Annotated in this window: 19 protein-coding genes; all 19 read right to left on the reverse strand. The window is 35.4% G+C overall.

Translation table 11 applies throughout. The features are described 5' to 3' along the window. Window positions 1–396: 396 nt before the first annotated feature. Window positions 397–774: an L-rhamnose mutarotase gene (locus tag BUC21_RS03390; protein ID WP_073399215.1), complete on the reverse strand. Its 378-nt coding sequence runs from the start codon at window positions 772–774 to the stop codon at window positions 397–399. 44 nt (window positions 775–818) lie between these two features. Continuing rightward, window positions 819–1,940, reverse strand: coding sequence for an MraY family glycosyltransferase (locus BUC21_RS03395; RefSeq protein WP_073399217.1), 1,122 nt, complete (start codon window positions 1,938–1,940; stop codon window positions 819–821). A gap of 268 nt (window positions 1,941–2,208) precedes the next feature. Then, window positions 2,209–2,862 (reverse strand): hypothetical protein, encoded by a 654-nt coding sequence (locus BUC21_RS03400; protein ID WP_139261237.1) that lies wholly within the window; start codon window positions 2,860–2,862, stop codon window positions 2,209–2,211. Between the two features lie 8 nt (window positions 2,863–2,870). After that, window positions 2,871–4,232: a hypothetical protein gene (locus tag BUC21_RS03405; RefSeq protein ID WP_073399221.1), complete on the reverse strand. Its 1,362-nt coding sequence runs from the start codon at window positions 4,230–4,232 to the stop codon at window positions 2,871–2,873. 59 nt (window positions 4,233–4,291) lie between these two features. Continuing rightward, the gene (locus tag BUC21_RS03410) at window positions 4,292–7,825 is read right to left on the reverse strand and encodes an acetate and sugar kinases/Hsc70/actin family protein (protein ID WP_073399223.1); all 3,534 of its coding nucleotides are present in this window, start codon (window positions 7,823–7,825) and stop codon (window positions 4,292–4,294) included. A gap of 7 nt (window positions 7,826–7,832) precedes the next feature. Continuing rightward, window positions 7,833–9,293: an FtsZ/tubulin family protein gene (locus tag BUC21_RS03415; protein WP_139261240.1), complete on the reverse strand. Its 1,461-nt coding sequence runs from the start codon at window positions 9,291–9,293 to the stop codon at window positions 7,833–7,835. Window positions 9,294–9,295: 2 nt separating this feature from the next. Beyond that, the gene (locus tag BUC21_RS03420) at window positions 9,296–9,733 is read right to left on the reverse strand and encodes a hypothetical protein (RefSeq protein ID WP_073399227.1); all 438 of its coding nucleotides are present in this window, start codon (window positions 9,731–9,733) and stop codon (window positions 9,296–9,298) included. Window positions 9,734–9,750: 17 nt separating this feature from the next. Then, window positions 9,751–11,028, reverse strand: a complete 1,278-nt coding sequence (locus BUC21_RS03425) for a hypothetical protein (protein WP_073399229.1) — start codon at window positions 11,026–11,028, stop codon at window positions 9,751–9,753. A gap of 628 nt (window positions 11,029–11,656) precedes the next feature. After that, window positions 11,657–12,034: a lipocalin-like domain-containing protein gene (locus BUC21_RS03430; RefSeq protein WP_073399231.1), complete on the reverse strand. Its 378-nt coding sequence runs from the start codon at window positions 12,032–12,034 to the stop codon at window positions 11,657–11,659. Window positions 12,035–12,043: 9 nt separating this feature from the next. Next, window positions 12,044–13,504: a capsule assembly Wzi family protein gene (locus BUC21_RS03435; protein ID WP_073399233.1), complete on the reverse strand. Its 1,461-nt coding sequence runs from the start codon at window positions 13,502–13,504 to the stop codon at window positions 12,044–12,046. 141 nt (window positions 13,505–13,645) lie between these two features. Next, window positions 13,646–14,803: a CDP-glycerol glycerophosphotransferase family protein gene (locus BUC21_RS03440; protein ID WP_073399235.1), complete on the reverse strand. Its 1,158-nt coding sequence runs from the start codon at window positions 14,801–14,803 to the stop codon at window positions 13,646–13,648. A gap of 51 nt (window positions 14,804–14,854) precedes the next feature. Next, entirely contained in the window at window positions 14,855–16,078 is a 1,224-nt protein-coding gene (locus BUC21_RS03445; RefSeq protein ID WP_073399237.1) for a glycosyltransferase family 4 protein, read from the reverse strand. Further along, window positions 16,079–16,660 carry an acyltransferase gene (locus BUC21_RS03450; RefSeq protein ID WP_073399239.1) on the reverse strand — a complete coding sequence of 194 codons (582 nt, stop codon included), beginning with the start codon at window positions 16,658–16,660 and terminating at the stop codon, window positions 16,079–16,081. Window positions 16,661–16,675: 15 nt separating this feature from the next. Then, window positions 16,676–17,779 carry a glycosyltransferase family 4 protein gene (locus tag BUC21_RS03455; RefSeq protein WP_073399241.1) on the reverse strand — a complete coding sequence of 368 codons (1,104 nt, stop codon included), beginning with the start codon at window positions 17,777–17,779 and terminating at the stop codon, window positions 16,676–16,678. Window positions 17,780–17,789: 10 nt separating this feature from the next. Then, window positions 17,790–18,359, reverse strand: a complete 570-nt coding sequence (locus tag BUC21_RS03460; RefSeq protein ID WP_073399243.1) for an LbetaH domain-containing protein — start codon at window positions 18,357–18,359, stop codon at window positions 17,790–17,792. Window positions 18,360–18,377: 18 nt separating this feature from the next. Further along, on the reverse strand, window positions 18,378–19,529 hold the full coding sequence (locus BUC21_RS03465; RefSeq protein WP_073399245.1) for a glycosyltransferase: 1,152 nt from the start codon (window positions 19,527–19,529) through the stop codon (window positions 18,378–18,380). Between the two features lie 2 nt (window positions 19,530–19,531). Continuing rightward, entirely contained in the window at window positions 19,532–20,080 is a 549-nt protein-coding gene (locus tag BUC21_RS03470) for an acyltransferase (RefSeq protein WP_073399610.1), read from the reverse strand. Window positions 20,081–20,127: 47 nt separating this feature from the next. Continuing rightward, entirely contained in the window at window positions 20,128–21,378 is a 1,251-nt protein-coding gene (locus BUC21_RS03475; protein WP_073399247.1) for a glycosyltransferase family 4 protein, read from the reverse strand. A gap of 14 nt (window positions 21,379–21,392) precedes the next feature. Continuing rightward, window positions 21,393–22,373 (reverse strand): glycosyltransferase family 2 protein, encoded by a 981-nt coding sequence (locus tag BUC21_RS03480; RefSeq protein WP_073399249.1) that lies wholly within the window; start codon window positions 22,371–22,373, stop codon window positions 21,393–21,395. Between the last annotated feature and the right edge of the window lie 6 nt (window positions 22,374–22,379).

The raw sequence follows: 22,379 nt of genomic DNA on the forward strand, positions 1-22,379 counted from the left end.
AGCCGGTCACGAGGGGCCTACCCTCATCTTGTACATAGTTGCAAATATTGCTTGCCAGCAATATTTTTCACGGCACACACCCTCACTCCCTCACTTTTTGAAAGTAACAATTTGATTTTATGATACATAAATAAGTGATGGTAGCATTTTCATCCCTAACTATACTCTCACTTTTGGGGGCTACCCTCACTATTTCGGGTTGTTTTAAGCTAATTTTTTGCAGTTTTAGTGCAACGTTATGCTTTACCATGAAGCAGCAGCAATAAACTGGGCATGATCTTGGCATATTTTATTACTCCGAATGCTCTAAAAGGTCTCGAAAAAGTGAGAGCAGGTACTTCTTGCGAGGGTAAAGTGAGGTTTGGGATGCTACATATACTAATAAAAGACTAATCTTTATAAATGAAATATTTCATCCATCAATTTCCATTTTTCAGAAGAAGTAGCACCAGGAGAAGAAATCTGGAACATCGACATATACTCTTCCCATTCAGCTTGCCGGGGAAGAGTAGCAAGCTTAGACATTGCACTATCCCAATCAAAATCCAAAGGAGTTTCTACAATCATAAATAGTCTTGTACCTAAAAGAAATATTTGCATTTCAAGAATACCAACCTCACAAATTCCCGTTTTAATTTCAGGCCAAATATCTGCATGACGTTTTACATATTCAGCAATCAATGCTGAATCATTTTTTAGATCTAATGTCTGACAATAACGTTTAACAGGTTGATGATAGTCCTTAACATTGTATCCGCTTTCTCTTGTGTTCATATAGCATTAAAATAAAATTTGTGTTTTCGAAAATATTAAAGAAATCAGTTTAAAGCCTTATTCTTCATAGCTAACATAATGTTTAAAATCTGCACAAAGCCTAACCAAAGAAGAATATCAATGACAAACATGATATTAATATTTAAGAGATGTAATAACATTACATTCATAAAAACTAACAAGCCAGCACAAACCACAAGACTTACCATTACTTTGCGATGAGAAAAACCTAAATCAAGTAATTTGTGGTGAATATGTCTTCTATCTGGTAAAAACATTGATTTCCCTACAAAAACACGCTCCAACATAACTCTTAAAGCATCAAAAACAGGAACAAATAGTGCTGATAAAGCTATTAACACTGGAGAATCAAACAAAGAATAATTATGTCCCAAATCAGCCATAGCAAATCTTATCCCTAGATATGCTAATAAAAATCCTAAAGTTAGTGATCCTGTATCCCCCATAAAGACCTTTCTTGATGTATTGAATACGTTATAATAGAAAAACGGAATCAGAATTCCGACTAAGATAATACATATCAATGAATAAAAGAACATTCCTCTTAAGAAGAACAATATTCCAAATGAGATAAGTGCTACCCCTGAAATACCAGATGCTAAACCATCCGCTCCATCAATAAAGTTGATTGCATTCGTAATAAACACAATAAGAAATATTGTAAATAGCATTCCTATCCAATCAGAAATTTCCCAAATGCCAAACAAACCATTGAAATTATTAATATAAAGTCCTCCTGATACCAAAAGAGTAGCCGCTAAAAATTGAACAATCATTTTATGACGATAACGAGATCCAACAAGATCGTCTTTAAAGCCAACTCCTAAAAGTAATGTATTACCGATAATTAGTCCAAACATTTTTCTCAAAGCCGGTTCTAAAGAAGCTAAAGAATCATCCGCTTGAAATTTAACAAGAATTAATATACTCACCGAAAAAACAAACAACATTATAGGGAAAAAAGAAACACCCGCCAATCGTGGTATTGGTTGTTCATGAGACTTTCTTGCATTGGGTAAATCATAAAGATTTTTCTTCTTAGCAATATAAATGATACTAGGCAAAACCATCATTTCCAATACAACAGCAGAAAATAAAGAAAAAATTAACAATCCAATTAAGAAAGAGAGGTTATATATTATCATAATATAATCAATATTATATCTATCAGATTAAACTAAATTTTGAACGAAGATACAAAAAAAAAATAAAACAAACTAACCAATTTAAAATAGATAAGAAGAACTTATTGCTAAAATAAACAAAACAATATTGTCAATTATTTTATTTACAGACATTCAACTTGAGTATAAAAGCCCCAAAAAACATAAAAGATCATTCTAAATTATAAACAGTAAAATTCTAGAGTTAGTTATAATTACAAATAATAATATAAGTATCAGGAGAAAAGAGTTAAAGTCTATCACCGACTCTTTTAGAAAGGAGTTGAATTACAAAATAATTATCCTTACCATGTATAGTCCTACATTGTCCCCCAAAAGCTCTGCCGGAAATCAAAATCTCAACATTTTGTTTTTTAAATACAATTCCAGCTTTTTCCCACAATCTAAAAATTCCAAGAGCTCGTTGGTATGACAAATGATAAGCCTGATCAGAGTTACGTGGGATATTATTATCACACCAGCTTCCCAAATGTCCTTCAACAATTAATAAAAAAGAAGCCCTCCAATCGGCCTTATTTACTCTGTTTATATAAGCTTCAAGAGAATGACCAGCAACAATCATTTCCTTTAAATACGCTTCTTTAAGTTCTGAACTGTTACAGACAAAAATTTCTTTTCCTTTTAAGGCTCTTACTATAAATTTATTACAAGATGGCAAATACTCAAATACTGTATCCGAGGCTAATGATTCAATTTCATTATTCACTCTTCTTGTATGTAGATATTCTTTTTCCAACCCTTTTAAACGTTTATTTTGCTCTGTTATCTCTATCGTATTTTGGGTAAATACCTTAAAACTTAAGCCAAACAATACAAGCATGATAACAAACATAATTGTTAACAAGCCTACAAAAGCCGGCCAAAAAAGATCTTTCCTCTTCATATTATACTTTATCCTTCCGCATCATTATCAACATCATCGGTAAAAATTGTCTCTGATCTAATTGATTTCACATCATTACTAATGTTAGAAACTACGTTTATCAGAGATTCTTCTTTCTTTGTATAAGAATCCAATGTTTCATTCAGTCTTTTAATCTCTTCGGAGATTGTATCAAGTTTGGTTAATTTTTGGAACGGACTATCATTATTGGTTATTTCAAAGGCATTTTTTATAGCTGTTTCAAAGTTGTCAACTAAAGAGCGTACATGTTTCACATTTGCTTTCAGATATTCTTCAACCATTTCATTACTCTGATTTGTGTAGTTTTCAATCAGAGATTGTTTCTTATCCAGATCATCCAGATGTCTTTGTACCAGATTCAACTGCCTAGATCCCAGCAACTGACTTTCATTAATTGTTTCGCCTAGTACGTTTACACTGTTTTCAAATGTAGAAACACGGTCCAGCAGTTTGTGCATGCTTGTTACAAACTGCGTACTATTCGCCATTAATTCATTTAAGTCTTTTTGTTTGCGGATAAAATCATCCATTTCTGGCAGTATTTTCTCAACCCGGTTGAATGTTTCCGTATTAACCTTGATCAGATCCTGGAATTTACTGCCATACAGCTCACTCAGAATCTGCTTCTGAGTTCCCATCCCTTCAGCAATTGTCTGCATGTTAGCTGCAAGACTGACAACGATGTTGTTTATGTTTCCAATATTATCAGAAAAGACTGTATTAAAATTATCGAGCGTACCTTTCAATCGCCCCAAAGCATCCACAATATTACTTCCCATTCCGGGTAATAACTTTGTCTGAACGAAAGTGTAATAGTGATTCTTCTTTCTATCTCTGTGTCTTACCGCACTGGTTAGTCTATAGTTGGCAACGGTAGATAAAAGTAACCCTAGAAAACTAGACACCAAAGCAATAACTACTCCCCATAAAAAACTATGTATTCCATCTTCACTGAAAATACCAAGAAAGTTCATAGAGAATAATCCCACTGCCACACCAACGAACGTTCCCATTAGTCCCACATACAAAGGTATAGGAATCTCAGATGTAACCTCTGATTCTTTCGAAGTCGAAATTCTTTCCGAAAGATTCTGAATAACATAGAAATCGACTGTTCCCTGATTTTCTTTCAAATAAGTATTGGTAGCATGAATAATAGCCCCAAATTCTTTGGAAATTTTACTGTGTACACTAATTATCTGAGTCCCAAATTCATTCGATATCCCCAACGAGCCAATTGAAGGATATATATTTTTAAGGGTTCTTATTCCAACAGCTGTCTTCAAAAAAAAGATCAGCTGAATCCATACAACAACAGATATGATAATTATTGTTACACTTATATCCATAATTACACTTTAAGAAAGACCTCAAGCAAGCGTTGCAGCCTTTAAATATTTTATTCGTACTATTTAAAAATAACCTTTCCCTTTTTCTGAACTTCCCATTTATTATCATTCAAATGCAATCGGGCCGGTTCAATCTCCTTCACGACTTTGCAATCGGATGTAGGATATTCGTCAAATTCATGAAATGGTTTTATCCAGTTTTCCACATTCGGAATCATCTTTGACGACGTACTATCACTCGAAATAAGAGAAAGAGAGGCTACCGTCGGTTTTTCCGTCTCTACCATAATTCTATAAATAGAATCCAGACGTTGTTCTTTCGACAGATTTTTATGATAGAAGAATCCATAACCATCCATATTCTTGGCATAATAAATCTCTTTATTGATAAATAAATCAAGATCTTCTTTAGTGAAACCAGTCATAAAATCTATTAGCCCTACTATAGGATAGAAGAACAAAGTCTCTGAAAGTTCTGCATCATCTGCCAGAATCTTTGTATATTTGGAGAAACCGTTATTATAATACCCCTCAACTTTACTTATTAACAAGCCTTCGAACGCTTTAAGATTTATATTCTCATTAAATTCTCTGCCCAGATGCAATTCAACAAACATTTTACAGTACAACCCGATAAAAGATTTCACATTTTCGATAATACTGCTTCTCAATTCGTCTCTTTTCTCTCCGCGAACTTCTTTGTAGGTATGGAAATTATGTTTATCCGAATAATCAAGCTGACATCCCAAAAAAAGTGAATTTGATAATATTACCGGATTATCCTTGTACAATCCGCCGTAGCAAGTAGATTCTTTTCTGTCGGTTGTAGGAAGAACAATCTGGATTTTACGCCCCTTTACACCAAATATTTCTTCGAATATAAAGCTGCAATATTCACCGATAATCTTTTGATTTCGACTTAATAAGTCGATATACTTACTGCCATTGCCACTGAATATAATGCACGAAGGATAATCTTCACCGGAATCTTTCATAAACTGAGCCGCATGATACATCAAAGCCGAAAGGTGAAAAAGAAATATCTTTTTATATACCCCGTTAGATAACTGATCACTGATCTTAGAAGCATTTTCATTGGCAAACCAGAAATTAATAATCTCGGCCGAACTATATTTCTCATTCGTCAGATATTGTTTGTTTAGTCCATTCAGATTGGTGGACTTAAAGTTTTCCGTAATCTTTTTCTGAATACTCTTGTATATACCATTCTCCTTCACATTCGAGAAAGCATTATACCCATTTCTCCACAAATCATTGCAGGCAAAGTTTACAGAGGTACCTTTTACCGGCACTTCATTCTTAAAGATCATAAAATCGGTAGATCCACCTCCAATATCAACAGTTAGCACGGAGTTATTATCCTCAAGGATGCCACAGTTCCTGTAATAGTAATAAGGAGCCTCAGATTCGGTTACATTGTAAAGCTCAGCCCTCCTTCCAAAGAGTTCTTTATAATTTCTTTCCCACATTCGCTTATAGTTTTCTTTGGTCGTTTGTGAGAAACTCAGCGGGTTAAACCATGTCATCTTTGTCAATTCAGGATTTCCACCGTTCAACAGTATTTTATACTTCACCATTCGCAGAATTTCATTGATAAAGATGGATACCCGCTCTTTATCCTTTTCCACTTCACTCCATTTTATATTGCTGACTATATGCTGTTCTTTCCTTATTTCACGCTTCTCGTAAGTAAATGAGATATTACTGTTATCAAGTAATTTCAGATCACCGGTTTCATTAACCTTCTCACACAAGGCAGTACGAATAGGAAAGCTGTATTTCTCATTTTCCTTACTCATGATAACAGAAGGAATAAATTCCGAAGCCTGAATATCAAGTGCCGATTCGTCAAATCCAAAGAACTCCTCGTACAAAGAGGTTATCTTCTTTTCGTTTCCTTCGTTATTAGCCGGAGAATGCAACATCACCACTTGACGGTCATCAGGCGAGATAATAAATGGTTTAGGTTTAAAACCATTATCCCCAGTAAATGCAATAAACGTATTTGTTGTTCCAAAATCAACTGCTACGTGAAACTCCCTCGGACCAATTTTCTTTTTATTCCACTTCGGGATAATCAAACTCTCAGCCTTATGCGTAAAATCAATCGGGAATGATAAGCGCATTAAAGAAAAAGTGGTATTATTAACCTGATAGAACACCGATCCCAAATCACTGTTTTCATCAATTGCTCTTCGTTCATAACGGGTACAATAAATGTTCATCGAGTCATTTTTATCTACCTCCTGAATAGGCTGATAATAGTCGTTCACTTTCCGGAAAAAAGTGAGGTTATATAAAGAAACAGGCATTCTTTTTTCGGCATCTGCAATAGCGAGCATTACCTTGTAATAATCATTATCCTGAGTTGGTTTGTCATTGGCATCTACCACCTGTAAAAATGGGAATATACCCAGATTGACATTGGCAACATATTCTTCGAGAGCTATAATAGTATACTTTTCTTCAGCATTATCAGTGCTGATTTGTGTTCTGTACACCTGAGTTTTCTGTTTATTATCGCCAGGTAATGTCAGCAGAACCTTTACCTCTTTAGCCGACTCCTGATATTCAATTTTAAGTTTATGGTAATCAATACTATTTAGAGCCTCAACACGTAAAGGCAATAAATAATCGTAATTCCGTTCTTCCTTATCATTAATATAAGTACCACAAACAAAACTTTCTGTGTCAATCTTAAAACGAACTTTTATAAGATGGTCGGTAAAGAAATTCATTGAGTTGACTCCTGTACTTTTACCAATCTCTACTCCATTTATAGAAACCGTACTATTATCTTCACTCACCACAGATTTTGTTTCTACCGGATCAATAGTGCTCAAATCAATTCTTGAGGCCCAGTATTTTATATAATTTCTAAAATTAGCAATATGATCGGAAGTACATTTCTCTACAATGTTGAGCACATACTTCTGAAACAAAACATCTCTCTCTTCGAACAAACGAATACCTGTAAAGTACTTCTTTTTATTATTCGGATTTACCAAGTCAAAACTCTCCTGATAGCCGGGATTCATAAATGTTTTATCCTCGTATTTATCAAGATTTGGAGTAGTAAAGAAGAATGTAAAAGGTGATGAACCTGCCAGAATCTGATTTTTATATTTTATTAGAACAAACTCATTCACTTCACCAAAGGAGTTATCTGTAAGATAGCTCTCCAGGGAGTTAGCGAAATGATTTGATTCCACACTCCGAAGTTCGTGAAGTCCTTTCTGCTTGTTCCATACCCTAATTCTGACTTCCTCTTTTTTATCTTCGTGATACTTTAGATTAAAGAGAATCTCGAATGCATCCAGACAGTCGGATACTATAAATTTATAGCATTCTCCGCAATTATTTGTTTTGTTCAGCAAGTCATAGGTAAGCATGGAAAACGCATCGTTCACCACATAAAGTCGGGCCAACGGAGAAGGAACAGCATTCAGTGCTTTGCCGTTCTTAGTACTCTTATCCTTCACCTTTCCGGCAATCATCCCCTGATTAATTGGTCCACATGGACTCCATTCGCTTTTGGAAGCACCGGTTGCGCATATATTCAGTTCTTTCATAGCCGTATCACTTTACAAACTTATTTATATTATCAATCGCCTCATACATCATCTCCGTATACTTCTCGTAAAGATTATCCATATTTCGCATCTTATATTTCTTTTCAAGAAGAATCATTTCGTGCAAATAGTAAGATAGTCCATACGGGATTTTAGACCACAAACATCTCTTCTTATTTGTAAACTCATGCCCCAGAAGTGGAAAACTCTTCAAAACATTGTTTCCTTCTAGCAGGAAGGGAGCAAACGATCTGTCGTTATCACTTAGTTCATGAAGCCACTTATAGAATTCTCCATTAAACTCATCAAGTAATAAAAAGAATCCACTGTTGTAGAAAGTATCATTAAAACCGGAAGTCTTTCTTAGCGGGAAATCCCTTTCTCCTTTTGCCAATTGATTCACCATTGTAAAGGTGTAATAATTCAGCAATGAATAGATATATTCCTGATGAGCCATACCAATATTATCCCAGTTCATCACCTCTGAATTATTATCTATGCAAATGCTGTAATATTCAGTCTTCCTGTCGGCCGGCATTTTATTCTGCTCTGCCGGAGTGCTTTTAATATAATGAAAGACCGAAGTAGCTGCCATAAACTCAATAAAGTGAGTACCGTTCTTTTGCAGTTCCTCATCATTGGTATAGGGTTTCTGTTGCTTATCATCGGCTATGTAATAAAGGCTGTCTACTTTCAGTTCTTTATCATAATAACTTAGCGCAGCCTTTGTTTTTGTGATAAAGCAACTGGAATTAATATCATTATTCGGATCTTCTTTTTTGGGAGGAGTCAGTTCAAAATAAGGCATTACAGCAATGGCGCCAATGCTGGCATTCTGAAGATAAGCATTGCCACACGAACGTATTTTCTTTACCAGTAAAGGAAAACCACTTGCACCTGTACCTCCAAAAACAGATGCAACAATAAATATCTTGTCCCCTTGACCGAACTTAGAAGTTAAGTCTTGAAACCAGTTTTGGTCTTCAAAGTTGTCCAGCACCACACACCCCACATTGGGGCTTCCCTTAAAGCCAACAGCAAGCGATCTATTTATATTCGATTCTGAGTAAAGCAGATTAATAAGATCTTGACTCACGGAATCGGTAGACAACTTGCTCTTCTTTATAAACTCACCGAAACTGCAATCCAGACGAAGATCGTAATCAAAATTAGAGTTTTCATCATCGTTTGCACCTAGATTACCTAAAGACACAATCCGGGTATGAAAGAAATTATCCTGCATCAAAGCACCTCTCGCAATCATGCTCCTAATCTGGCAATACCTATCAAGCGACTTCTTGCAATTGGTAAATTCGTCCAGCGATTTATGCGGATCAATAAGGACAGGGATAATATCCTCGTTCTCACCTTTCTCGTTGAGGGCTTTATAACCCGAAGCAAGAAGCATTGTCAGAGATTTCATTACCCTGAGCCCGGTTCCACCGATACAAAACAGAAATGTACTCATAATCAGAATAATTTAAAGGGAGTAGTTTTTGCGTTTGTAAAGCCATTGAAAAAAACAGAAAGAAGAAAAAATACAATTATGCTGTACAGACAATTAATCGCCACAATTCCAGCCGTATACTCTCCAAACGGGAAATTGATAGTCACCTTCGATTTTATGATAAAGTAGGTGGCTATACCAGTTAGCACAGTACAACATGCCCCACTTAGTACCCAATATTTGCTTTTGTAAAACAAGCCGGGCAAACTGTTGAGCCAAAGATAATAAATAGCCCATGCCGCAATAGCCAGTACAAACATTACAGCACCAAGCGTGAAATATTGATTTTCGAACAGGATCTGTACTTTTTTTGCAGCTTCCATATCTACTTCATCGGGAGAAAAGCTGTTGATAAACTTAGACCATTTCCCTATTAATTGTTCCAATAAGAAGTCGTACATAATCTATATTTTTAGCGTTATCTTTTCCCTTCGGTAATTAAAACAATGAAGGGAGAATTATAATAATATTTACTTTGTTTATCCGCGCTATACGCACCCTTTAAACCTGATATCAGTTGTTCAAAACTGATTGTCTTATCGTATTCTGCCTCATACTTTGCACCGCAAACAGCAGAAACCCAACCGGCTTCTTTCCTCTTTACAGATACACTTACCTGAGTAGATCCATCTAAAATATCCGAGACTTTAATTTTTATAAAATGAGTGGCATGCACCTTATTCGCAGCTTCGCGACTTCCATTCCCAAAATCAAACGAGGCACTATCTGTCAATTCTTCTATTGTGGCCCGTGCGCCATCGGCTTTTACTTCCAGTTGCTGCATTAATAGCTTATTATCAGAAAATAAATAGTATGGCAATTTAGTCAGATCTGCTGCCAGATAGAAAGTTACATCCGATTCTTTATTTATATCACCAATGGTATAATACAGCTTATTATTGGATTCGTACGTTATACCATTCACTATCCCTTTATTAGCAAGCAAAGTGTACATAGGCGTTGGAAACTCCGTTCTATAAAATGAAATCTCGCCCAGCAGATTCTCTTTCCGGATGCTCTGCATAATTCTCTGCTTCATTTTATTAACCGGAAGATCATTACCAATCAGAATAATGTAATATGGACTATTTTCAACTGTTTTGCCTCTTCCGGTTATGTAAGAAGAGGTTAGTCCAATGATAGAGAAAGCATAGGGTGTATTCTTGATTACATTTTTCACATCCGTGCCATACTGGGTAAGAAGTACGTCCGCCTGACTTCCCATAGGAGAATATTTCATATCGGAGATAAACATTCCCACATCGTTTTTACCGAGAGAAAGAACCACATCTTTTAGCATCTGAGGAATCTGGGTAGAGCCAGCGAAGCGGAAATTACCTGTATTCATATCTCTTCTGAAATCTGCTAATGCCATCTTTTCAACGGGTTCACTGGCATCACGAAACAACCGTACTGAATCAATTTTGCCGTAAAATTCATTCAAAACCGACCATACGTCGGATTTGAACCCTGTAATCTTATTGGCCTGAAAGAATCCGGCCATACTACCTGAGCTCTCAATAAAGCATTTTATTTTGCCTGTTTTATAAATCGGATCAGGCACAGGACAATTTCTCAGCCCACCATTATCGTCAAATAATACGTAATTATCAGGGTTGATATTTTTGCTATTTCCACAGCTTAATAAAAAGATTGAAAACAGGCATAAAAGAGATATGTTTCTCGCACCAATCATACTATTAATGAATTAGTTCCGGTATTGATTCATGGCCAACAGTTTACTAAACACAAAATTAAGAAAAGAAAAGACATTTTACTATATTTATATTCCTATAACTTAAATAATATTAAAAAACTTTTTGTTTTATTCCTGAAACTTCAAAAAGCATTCCTATTTCTATTATAATTATAAAATTTCTGTATTCGGTTCAATAATACCAAAAGAACAATTAACAAAAACAAAAGGTTCCGGATTCATATAAAATTGCATGAAATAATGGGAAAAATAAGAATCTCACTTGGATTATTAATAAAGGTTTTGATAAAGATTGTGCAAGGATATAGTAAAGCCCGGGCTTATTTTTTAAAACAACTTGAATGGTTTATTTTTCCTTGTACAAAAGATTGCATTCTTCTGTACAAAACAATTAATTCTTCTGTACAGAAGAATTAATTGTTTTGTACAAGAATTTATAGAGGTAACTCCAAAGAAAATAAAAAAATAAGCAGGTGATAAAAAACCCCTCTATATCTTTAAAAAATTAAAGTCAGAGGGGCATATTAATGAATAAAAGAAGTCTAATTTATTGCCGGATGGGCAAAGATATAGTGCTTAATCGCAAGTTATATTACGAAATAAGGAATTAGAATTTACGAAACGACAAACGGGCAAAAGAAGAATTAAGAATCATTTTCTCGGAAGATAGTTTCTCTATGAAAAAGTTCTGAATCGTATCATTCATTCCATAAGCAGATACGTCTGCTGCTTTATGATTACGGATTATCACCCGAAGCGAATCTCCGGAGCGGGAAAAAGTACCACGACACATTGCAGATCCCTGCAACTGAACCATATGTAACTGAACGCAATAATACAACTGATCGGGAGATTTGGAAGTCTGATCCTTGTACTCTATCTTCATCAACTGCCACATACCATCTAAATCGCCATTAATAGATGCTTTCTGGCAAGAAGTTATGCCTGTAAGAAGCACTAGCAGAAATATATATATCTTTTTCATTATAACGTTTTATTTGGTCAGCAAACCTGTTTTACGAATAGTGATCATTCCTCCGGTGTTGTCACCCAACAGCGAACCACGGTCCGTAGCGCCCGAAGCTGTAAAGCTCCAGCCTTTCATTTTTGCGGGAGCATAGGTCAGTTCCACCAATGCAGAGGTATTCTGTTTAACCTCTTTAAAGGGGGCACCATATGTTCCCCAGTTATCACTGTGCGAGAGAAGAACTCTATACTGAAACTCATCCGTGGGTTTACCGGAGATTCCCAGATGATGTGCAATAATACGGTTATTAGTAAATGCGATCCGTCCGTCACTGTTGTAGATTGGTGAAGTAAACAGCGGATTACCTATAGCCTGTCCCCAATGCTGCCAGCCGGTATAAAAGCTATGGTTGTAATAGTTATCACGAGCACTGATCTGTTCGTTGATTACATTATTATGATCCCAGTAAACCGGACCGCTTTGATCTTTACTTCCGATATATTCATATACAACACCGCTCACAACAGGATTCTTTGGCGGAGTAATCTCAAACCCAAGCATTCTATCTTTCCACGGATACTCCATCACCAACATAGAGTGATCCTCGAAGTAATGTTCATAGTAAGCACGTAGGTTCCATTCCTTAAGTTTATAATTCAGAGAAAAATGCCAACTGCCCAACTGATTACCTTCGATATTTGCCTGATCAGACACAGGTGTATCTTCACCTCCCGACATAGGAACTAGAGCTTTAAAGTAATCTTTCAATTTGGAAGGCATCTTAAATGTTTTGCCGTTACTATATTGAGTTCCGCCAAACTCAGCCTCCATCTGCAATCCAAATTCAAACTTCCAGGGAGAAAGATGTTCCTTTCCCACCTTTACATAAATAGCTTTGGAATGGTAAAGCACATCCGTGGTACGCTTTCCCGTTGGAGTGGTAAAATCCTTCTGCCAATTATCATCGGTAAAACGACCGTAAGCAACATGCCCACGGAAAGATAGCCATTCTCCGGTACCGGGAATAGCTAGATAATCGGGCAATTCCACACGCACCTGAGGAACAGGACGTGCATTTCCGGCAACAGTAAGTCCGCCACTGGAAAGTTCAGAATTTGTAAACTCCCCATATCGTTCCTTGCTACCAATAGAAGCTCGTATTTTATTATACTTAAAATCAACATAAGCCTGCTGCACAATAAAGCTGGAAGTAAAGTTATAGGCTCCGGCCAACTCTAGTCCATAGCCGTAAGCCACTTTCTTATTATCCTCAAGCGGACGAAAGATTCCCGCAGACAGGTAACCATTTTCTTTTGAAATAGAAGAAAGGCCCTGTTTATTGGCGTTTATCCAAAGCGGTGAATGTTCACCTGATGCTGCAGTTACTCCACTTTCAATAGTGTAAGTCAAGTCTTTATCTATCTGCCCTTTAACAGAGAAAGAAAACAATAATACAGTAAAAAGTATTGCTAAACATTTTTTATTCATATCAGCAAAGGTAAAGAAAAAAAACCTAAGACAAATATCTAATTAAAAAAAGTTCACCAAAATGCTTTTCTATTATAAAAATAACAACATTAACAACACCTTTACTGACATCGTAATAATTAAAATGATTTTTAAAGAAAGTTAAGCCCCATTAAAGAATAGATTTACACTTTTTTCTGTAGCATTTCCACCTTCTTCAAGAAAGTAATTTTTCACTTTAACAGTTTTCTCACATTCGGTTCTATAATCCATATTTTTTATATAGTTAACAACCTCTTCCTGAGTGTGAAGAACGCCACTTGGCATCACAATATTCATATCCACATAGAATCCACGATTTGCAGCATATTCTTCATAATCATATCCAAAACAGATAATAGGTCTTTCCAAAATAGAAAAATCAGCTAATGTTGCTGAATAGTCAGACACTAGTATATCCGATACAATCATCAGATCATTAATCGTTGAATAAGTAGAGACATCACGAACAAAATCATTAAATTGAACTCCAAGAAGTTTTGTAACAAAATGATGTATCCGGTAAAGAAGAACATACTCATCACCCAATTTTTCCTCCCAATATTTAAGGTCCATCGGAGAATTAAACTCGTAAGACTTTCCAGCATCAGTACTATCACGCCAAGTTGGCGCATACAAAATAACCTTTTTGTCATGTGGTATATTTAGTTTATTCTTTAAAGAAGCAACTTCTGAATCAGTTACATGATACAGTTCATCATTACGAGGTAATCCTGTTAATGCAAGTTTTTCTTCCAAAGCATTAAAGTCACGAATAAATATATCTTTTTCATATTGGCATTGATATAAAAACAGATCAACATTAGAGCAATCAAAATCTTTACGCCCATTAACTGCATTTCCACACTTATTAAAGGAAATGCCATGCCATGTATTTAAAAATTTAGTGCTCTTCTTTTTAAAGTGTAAGCCACGTTCTATATTTACATTCGTAATCCAGTATTTAGCCTTCAAAGCAGTAAGAAAATAGCTGAGAGAATCAATTTTCACCTTTTTACATCCAGGAATTTCAATCTCATCTGGTTTCTCTAATGCCCATATAATATCCAGATGCTGATATTCATCATGACTAGTCAGATATTCAGAAATAACCTTTGGGCTATCATTATAACGAAGTCCGGCAAACGAGCTTATCAGTACCAGATTTTCATCAGTTTTCACAAACAAACCGACTAATCTGAATAAATTACTCATTATCAACCTATAAACCTGCTGAATAATCAGATTGTGTTTCAAAATATATTCTAATCTCTTTCTCATATCTGACACTCCTATATTTATATTGCCAATTACATATTTAATTCTTTCACATCAAGAGTCAAGGATATCTTCATATACTTTGCATAGTTTAGGAAGATTACTTCTACGAGAGAAATGAGTCATGGCAAAATTGAATCCATTCTCCCCCATTTCTTGCAATATTTTTTTTTCTGTTGTTGCTGCTTTTTGCATACATTCTTTTAATTTATTGATATTTTCTGGTTCTTCTACCCAGCCACACCGACTGTCAATCACTGCTAGTGCTGTATCACTATTATCATCCACACAAGCAATAACAGGCTTAGCCGAAAACATGTAAGCAGGTAGTTTACTGGGAATGGAAGATAAAGAAAATCCTTTCTTTACAGGAAGTATCATAACATCTGCTCTATCTTGAATATTGGGTACTTTGCCATTTGGTACATCCCAAAACTGTATATCAATACCAGCGAATTGCATAGCTTGTCTTCGCAAGTTTTCTTTTTCTGTACCCGCTCCTGCAATCACCAAGCGTGTACCTGATATATCAGCCTTTGCAAATGCATCAATGACAACATCTATCCCTGCCAAAGAACCTATATTTCCCAAATACATAAAGGTAAAAGGGTCGTCTTCATTATGTTCTGATTGATGTATATTCAGATAGTTCACAAATTGCTCTTCATTATGCCAATTAAGAATAACAGCAAAACGATTATTGTCAATTCCACGCGTTTTGGCTAAATAAGTTCTCATTTTATCAGAGATTGTGTGTACTATCTGTGCATTACAAAGCGTAACTTTATCAATCGGTAATAAAATAGAAACAACTATCTTTTGAATCCATTTCCACGCAGGAATTTTTGCCAGTAAAGACTCGGGATACAAGTCCTGAACAGGGGTAATATAAGGTATTTTATATTTCATTGCGGCTTTGCTAATCATATAACGTCCAAATAGTTGCCAAGGTGCATTATAAATTATATCTATCTCATCGTGATGTTTTTCTATATAATGCACGGCATGTTTTCCCAAACTAATACTCTCCTTAAAACGACCCAGAAGTTTTGATTCAGGAAAGACATAAGAATTCACTACCACACGTTTGTAGGACATATTTAAAATGTGTTCTTCATTATTAAATTTAAAGCCCAAAGGACGCGTTGGCCTGGGACAAAGAACTGTAACCACATACTTTTTGGATAGCTCAATTGCAACATCATTTGTTATAGTGGCAGAAACTACCGGTTCAGGCGGAAACACTCCTGTTATGATTAATACATTCTTTTTTTTCATCTATTCAGGAATTTGATGATCTATTTCATTCAAATACTTAACAATCTTGGCTGGATTACCGGCTATAACAACATTATCAGGAAACACGCCTATAACGACACTTCCAGCTCCAACAATCACATTATTTCCCAATGTGGTTCCCTTCAAAATAATACTATTCATACCTATAAAACAATCATTACCAATATTTATAGGTTTTCTACGAGCATATTCTTTATTTAATGCTTTTCGCCTGTAATCCAATTCCATCGGATGAAAATCATTATCAATTATTTTACAATTAGCACCTACCCTGGTATAATTCCCAATATTTATTTTAGATGTGGAATAGATAGTAGAACCTGAAATTCCACATCTTTCTCCTATACTAATTTTACCTCCGTAGCGGGCCACAATAATTGTTTTCTGATAAAGTCCTAATAAGTTACTCATTGGTGCGCTGGAAATATCTGTTCCTTTACCTATTGAAACCTCACAATTTTTGAAGGCAAAACAAACTGTAAAGCCATGATATTGCACCTTACCTAAATCCTTGATTTTTCTTATCAGATAAATAATATATAAAAGGATATAACGTATCATATAATCTTTTTTAATCTAATTTCCTGATAAAGATCTATATCTCTCTTCACTCATTTTATATACAACATCCAGACTGTATGATTCCTTAGCTTTCTGAAAAGCTTTCTCGCACATTTTGTTTCCCTCGTCCGGATGATCAATGCAATATTCAATCGCATTTTTAATTGCATCAACACTTTTTTCTTCAACCAATATACCACACATTGAACCGTCCAAAGCAGTAAGCATATTGGGAATTGCTGCTCTGTTTGTTGCTATCACCAGTTTTCCACGACTCATAGCCTCCAATATAGATATAGGAAAAGCTTCAAATTTATAATAGGTAGGAAGTGCCAAGATATCAATATTATTCATAAAATTCACAGCATCCTTATTAGCCATTTTTCCTAAAAGCTGTACCTTTGTACCTAATTGTTCCTTACACATCAACTTTATCACTTCATTCGTTTCTTTATCCCCTGCTCCAATAATATAGAGAATAACATCATCTCTTTTTATTTTCAGCACCGCTTCAATTAATTCAAAAATGCCTTTGGACGGAATCAGACTTCCTACAAATGCAATCTTTTTAAAACTTTTCAATCTATTATCGAAAGAATCGGCCACATCAATACCATTGGGCATAATATAAACTTTATCCTTAAGCTTATCATATATTTTTAGTGCACCTGCTGTTTTTGAATCAAGAATCCACAGCTCATCATACATTCCCATCGTATATAAAAGGAAATATTTGAATAATCCTTTTGAATTTAACACTTCTGGAATATTTCCATAATGGCAATGCATAATTGTTTTCAATCCATTCTTCTTGCATATTTTACCTAGTACATAGTCCCGAAAAGTACCCAAAGAACCGCTTGTAGTAGTATGCATAATATCTATTCGTCTATTTTTAATAACAGCCTTTACCTCTTTTCTCAAACCTTTTAAGTCAAGTAGACCTCCACGTATTCGCTTCAGTTGAGACTTTTCACTCTCTTCCCCACGGTGTTTCGCCGTGCTATCAATAGAAACTAGCCGAAAATCGGTTGAAGCAAAACATTTTAGATATTTATTTGCCCAGGTCGAGATACCTCCTCTTTCTACTGTTGGTGCAATTAGCAGTGTGTTTTTCATAATAATAACTTTAGATCAAAGGCTTATCTATATATTTAATAAATTTTGCAGGTATTCCTGCTACAAGACAATTATCCTGAACATCTTTTGTCACAACCGAGTGAGCTGCTATAATTACATTGTTTCCAATGCGTACAGGTCCTAATATTGTTACCCCTGTTGAGATATAACAGTTGTCTCCAATCACCACTTCCGTGTTTTCCAAATCTGGTCGTCGCTTTCCTATTAACACGTTAGGAAGTACCGTACAGTTTTTGCCTATTTGAATAGGAGGGCCAGCCATTCGCAAAAAACCTGGATGGACAAATAAAAATCCAGGGCCTGCCACATTAGGAGCTACTGTCATGCCGAATTTTACAGAAAAATGACGATGTATAAGCAGATGCCAATAGTAAAACAGTATATGATACCACGGGGTCGTCACATTCATGTAGTATTCCAAATATCTCAAATTATGAAAATACCGGAAAACGCGATAAGTTTCACTACCTGATAATAAGTTCAGAAGTCCCACTTTACGTCCTATTCGTTTGGCATCTTCTTTCAAATAATAGTTCAAATCAGCTCTACTAGCAATCATAAAACATCATTTTATTAATCAAATAATAGAAAGATAATTATGCAATTTTTCGCATACAGTAAGGTAATTAAATGATTCTTTCCCTGTTTTATATCCGTTGGCACCCACCTCATCTGCAAGAGATAAATGAGCAGCAACAAAGAGCATAGCTTCACATAAGGAATTATCAGTCAGTTCATTCAGTACAAAAGCATTTCTTTTATCTTCGAAATAATAAGGAATTTCTCCTACATTCACTGTTATAATAGGTCTAGATGAAGAGAGATATTCTGCAATTTTCTGGCTAAATCTAGCCTTATCTTGCAACGAACTAGGAGATAGGGGAATTAGCAGTGCTAATGAATTACTATATAATTGCAGTAGCTCTAAATAAGTAACATTTTGCATGATAGTAACTCTTTCAGATAAATTACAAGCATTAATATCATTTTCAATTAATCTTTTATCGCCCGATAGTATCAATATCAAATTCTGTCGTCCTCCTTTTTGAACAAAGTGTGCAAAACTCTTTATAATAGTTGATATAACCCTGTAATATCCACAAACTCCACAGTAGAGAAAATAGTCTGATTGCGGTTGCTGTATATTAGGAACAAAGTCATAATCTGCCAGTATCGGCAACAGGAAAAAGGGTTTGTGGAAATGACTGATTTTATCCATCAAAAAATGAGAAATAGGAAGTATTCCATCCACGAAATAGCCAAAAGTCCGATCATTCAGATAATGGGAAATTTTTACCATATTTGCAAAAGAGCCTGTAATTTCTAATGCGGTATGACATTCATCTATAATAGAAACTACTTTATATCTGTAAATCCTTGCCAACAATATATAAAGCAAAAACAACAGATAAAAAGGGCAAGTTAAAACGATTATATTCTTAGCTTCAGGGGTATATTCCTTTTTCATCAGTTTAGCCAGCCTGATAAAGTTCTTAGCCATACACCAAAATAAAAAGCCCTTTCTTGGAAACAACTGAAACCTTAGTCCATTTCGAATATCAGAAAATGGTTTTGTCAATTCTATCTCTCCGATAATTGAGTCAATAATAAAAATATCATCACCTTGCAGTTGCAAACCTTTAGCCAACAGCTCCGTTTTCGTATTAAATGCAGAAAACCTATAACTATAGTGTCTGGTGCATTCCAAAAAGATAATTTTATTTTTCATGGTCAACCAATTATCTTAATCACTTTACAGGGATTACCCGCCGCCACTACATTGGCCGGAACATCCTTAGTCACGATACTACCTGCTCCAATCAGCGAATTTTCACCAATATGCACACCTTTCAGTACTTTCACTCCATAACCCAGCCACACATTATCATCAATCACCACTCCGGCATTCACACCTGCTCGGTAATCATCACAATGCCAGTCCGAATCGGTAATCAATGTATTTGCACCACATCTAACATTATTTCCCAGCTTAACATGAACAGCCCCAGCCACTACAGTACCTGAAAAGCCACAATTACGTCCCACTTCAATAACCCCCTCCGTTGAAAGTGTAGAAAACATGCATGGAGTATAAACCCCAATCCTATTCGATGCATGAGACGAGTTGAAAATACATTTATCTCCTATTATAATTTTCGAACCAGGAAGTTTACGCCAAATCGTCCTACCATCAAACTTACAATGCTTTCCAACTTTCACGAAATGAACTTTAGCTAAAAAAAAGTTCACTATCTTATAGTAGGCGATTCTTATTTTCATAAAAGCCCTGTAAATATCGTATATTAGTACTTCCATTTTCATTCAGATTAACAAATAGCCTTATAAATAGCTATCATTGTGTTCCTATTCACTTCTCCCGAATGCCTTCCTGCAGCAACAGCCTGTTCGTTGAATGAAAGTAATTCCGCAAGATCATCATTCCCAAAAATATCACAAATCGCTTTTGACAGCATTTCAGTTTCTTCAAACCTATACAATAAGCCAGTCTTCCCGCTTTCTATCATATCTGGAATACCCCCCACATAAGATGCGATACACGGCACACCTAACAACTGAGATTCACCCACTGAATTAGGACTATTTTCTATGGAAGAAGGACAAACGAAAAGATGAGATTTAAGATATCTGTTGCACATCTCCTTCTCACCTAGAATTCCTGTATATATCACCTTATCTCTGATTTTTAACTTTTTCATCAACCTCAGAATATACTTGTCATACCCAGTTTGCAGAAGCTTCTCTTTCAAATTATGCGGAATACAATCACTTCCTCCTATATATAATTTCGTATCCGGATATTTCTTCAACACACTAGGCAAAGCTTTCAACACCTGATGCAGTCCTTTTATAGGATAAGCTGCTTGACTTACAAAAACAGAATGCTTTTCGCAACTCTTCAAAGACCATGTATGCTGATAAAACTCTCCTCTTAGTGTTTCGTTGCAAAAAAGGTAGTTCACCTTAGGATTAATAGTCAAAACATGTGCCATATCCCAGCTGGTCCTTCCAATCACATAATCTACAGATTGAATGTATTCATGCTCCAGCATACCCCGTTTTCGCATCTTCACCCTTTGCTGAAAAATTGTATCCATTTTCAGTATATCCCTAAGCGATATATTTTTAAATATTTCAGCGTTTGTAATTCCTGTATAGTAATACCGTTCATACACACTCAATAATCCCTGAATGGAAATTGTCACATTTTTTGGGGAACAAGCCCTTATATAAGCCAATCCATGAGCAAACTCAGTGCCATGTATATGAACAGCATCTGGTTGAAATTCATCCTGCACCTCTAACCAGTATTTCTCCATATTCTTGCTATATCTTTTATTATCTCTTTGTAAAGGCAACAAGAAGTAGGAAATGCCATTTATCTCCTTGCTCATTAAAATTTTGCCAGAGTAAACAGTAGCTACTGCCAACTTCACAGAAGATTCGCATATTAGTAATTTTGCCAAGGAATACATCCATCCTCCGGTAACAAGTTCTTTCATTCCCAATTCTTTACACAGATCAGGAAATAATATATTAGTAATCCAAAGTATTTTCATTTAAGGTATTATTTTTATGAAGTCAGTCTTTTTTTTATCAGAAAAATTTTAACTCTGATTTTAAGACATAATCGTCCTGTTCTAAATCTAGACAGTAACATTCTCAGTTTTAATTCTTTAGTCAAGTCATCTCTTCCCAGAAGCATTTTACGAGCCGTTATAACCTGTTCCATATCCCCTGCCGCCGCAGCATACAAATAAGAATCTTTACAATATTTCAAATTAATCGTTTCAACGAGTTTTTCACTTACATTATACTTCAAGGCATAATCTATTTTTATTCGATAAATACCCTTCATAAAAGCATAAAATTTATCCACATTACAGAAATGACTGGCACTTTTATCCAGCACCCTATATACTGCTGTGACATCATCCATTTTCTTCACTTTGTAACAAGCTAGTACATCAAGAATCAAAGGCAAATCTCCGGCAACATAAGACATGTGTTTAGCACAAATACATTTTTTTCTGAAGACCCAGGTACAAGGTGCCCTGAAAGGTGCATACAACAAGTAGTCATTAAAGCTGTTACAAAAATCAAATACATCTTTTTTAAAATAACCTTCCTGCAATTTCTGCGATTCCTGGTGCAAACAGTTCACATCAGTCCATACCAGTCCATAATCAGGATTTTCATCCAAAAAATCCACCTGCTTTTGCAATTTCAATGGGTCAATCCAGTAATCATCACCTTCACAAATAGCAATATACTCACCTTTTGCTCTTGGATATTGATAGGTCCTAGGAATATCTATTTTTTGTGAATATTTGTTTTCGGTCTGATAAATTGGTTTGATAAGATCCGGATATTTAACTTCATATTCACGAATAATGCTGGCTGTATTATCTGTCGATGCATCATCATGAACCAACACTTCAAAAGAAAAGTTTGCTTGCTGCATCACAAAGCCATCCATACATTTTCTGATAAAAGACTCGTGGTTATATGCCAGACATATAACACTTACTTTGGGAACAATCTCAGCATTCATGCTATT

The organism is Bacteroides luti (assembly GCF_900128905.1).
Classification (GTDB): Bacteria; Bacteroidota; Bacteroidia; order Bacteroidales; family Bacteroidaceae; genus Bacteroides; species Bacteroides luti.

Excerpts from the sequence above, each read along its gene's own strand:
- BUC21_RS03390 (WP_073399215.1), bottom strand. The coding sequence starts at position 774 with ATGAACACAAGAGAAAGCGGATACAATGTTAAGGACTATCATCAACCT.
- BUC21_RS03395 (WP_073399217.1), bottom strand. The coding sequence starts at position 1,940 with ATGATAATATATAACCTCTCTTTCTTAATTGGATTGTTAATTTTTTCT.
- BUC21_RS03400 (WP_139261237.1), bottom strand. The coding sequence starts at position 2,862 with ATGAAGAGGAAAGATCTTTTTTGGCCGGCTTTTGTAGGCTTGTTAACA.
- BUC21_RS03405 (WP_073399221.1), bottom strand. The coding sequence starts at position 4,232 with ATGGATATAAGTGTAACAATAATTATCATATCTGTTGTTGTATGGATT.
- BUC21_RS03410 (WP_073399223.1), bottom strand. The coding sequence starts at position 7,825 with ATGAAAGAACTGAATATATGCGCAACCGGTGCTTCCAAAAGCGAATGG.
- BUC21_RS03415 (WP_139261240.1), bottom strand. The coding sequence starts at position 9,293 with ATGAGTACATTTCTGTTTTGTATCGGTGGAACCGGGCTCAGGGTAATG.
- BUC21_RS03420 (WP_073399227.1), bottom strand. The coding sequence starts at position 9,733 with ATGTACGACTTCTTATTGGAACAATTAATAGGGAAATGGTCTAAGTTT.
- BUC21_RS03425 (WP_073399229.1), bottom strand. The coding sequence starts at position 11,028 with ATGATTGGTGCGAGAAACATATCTCTTTTATGCCTGTTTTCAATCTTT.
- BUC21_RS03430 (WP_073399231.1), bottom strand. The coding sequence starts at position 12,034 with ATGAAAAAGATATATATATTTCTGCTAGTGCTTCTTACAGGCATAACT.
- BUC21_RS03435 (WP_073399233.1), bottom strand. The coding sequence starts at position 13,504 with ATGAATAAAAAATGTTTAGCAATACTTTTTACTGTATTATTGTTTTCT.
- BUC21_RS03440 (WP_073399235.1), bottom strand. The coding sequence starts at position 14,803 with ATGAGAAAGAGATTAGAATATATTTTGAAACACAATCTGATTATTCAG.
- BUC21_RS03445 (WP_073399237.1), bottom strand. The coding sequence starts at position 16,078 with ATGAAAAAAAAGAATGTATTAATCATAACAGGAGTGTTTCCGCCTGAA.
- BUC21_RS03450 (WP_073399239.1), bottom strand. The coding sequence starts at position 16,660 with ATGATACGTTATATCCTTTTATATATTATTTATCTGATAAGAAAAATC.
- BUC21_RS03455 (WP_073399241.1), bottom strand. The coding sequence starts at position 17,779 with ATGAAAAACACACTGCTAATTGCACCAACAGTAGAAAGAGGAGGTATC.
- BUC21_RS03460 (WP_073399243.1), bottom strand. The coding sequence starts at position 18,359 with ATGATTGCTAGTAGAGCTGATTTGAACTATTATTTGAAAGAAGATGCC.
- BUC21_RS03465 (WP_073399245.1), bottom strand. The coding sequence starts at position 19,529 with ATGAAAAATAAAATTATCTTTTTGGAATGCACCAGACACTATAGTTAT.
- BUC21_RS03470 (WP_073399610.1), bottom strand. The coding sequence starts at position 20,080 with ATGAAAATAAGAATCGCCTACTATAAGATAGTGAACTTTTTTTTAGCT.
- BUC21_RS03475 (WP_073399247.1), bottom strand. The coding sequence starts at position 21,378 with ATGAAAATACTTTGGATTACTAATATATTATTTCCTGATCTGTGTAAA.
- BUC21_RS03480 (WP_073399249.1), bottom strand. The coding sequence starts at position 22,373 with ATGAATGCTGAGATTGTTCCCAAAGTAAGTGTTATATGTCTGGCATAT.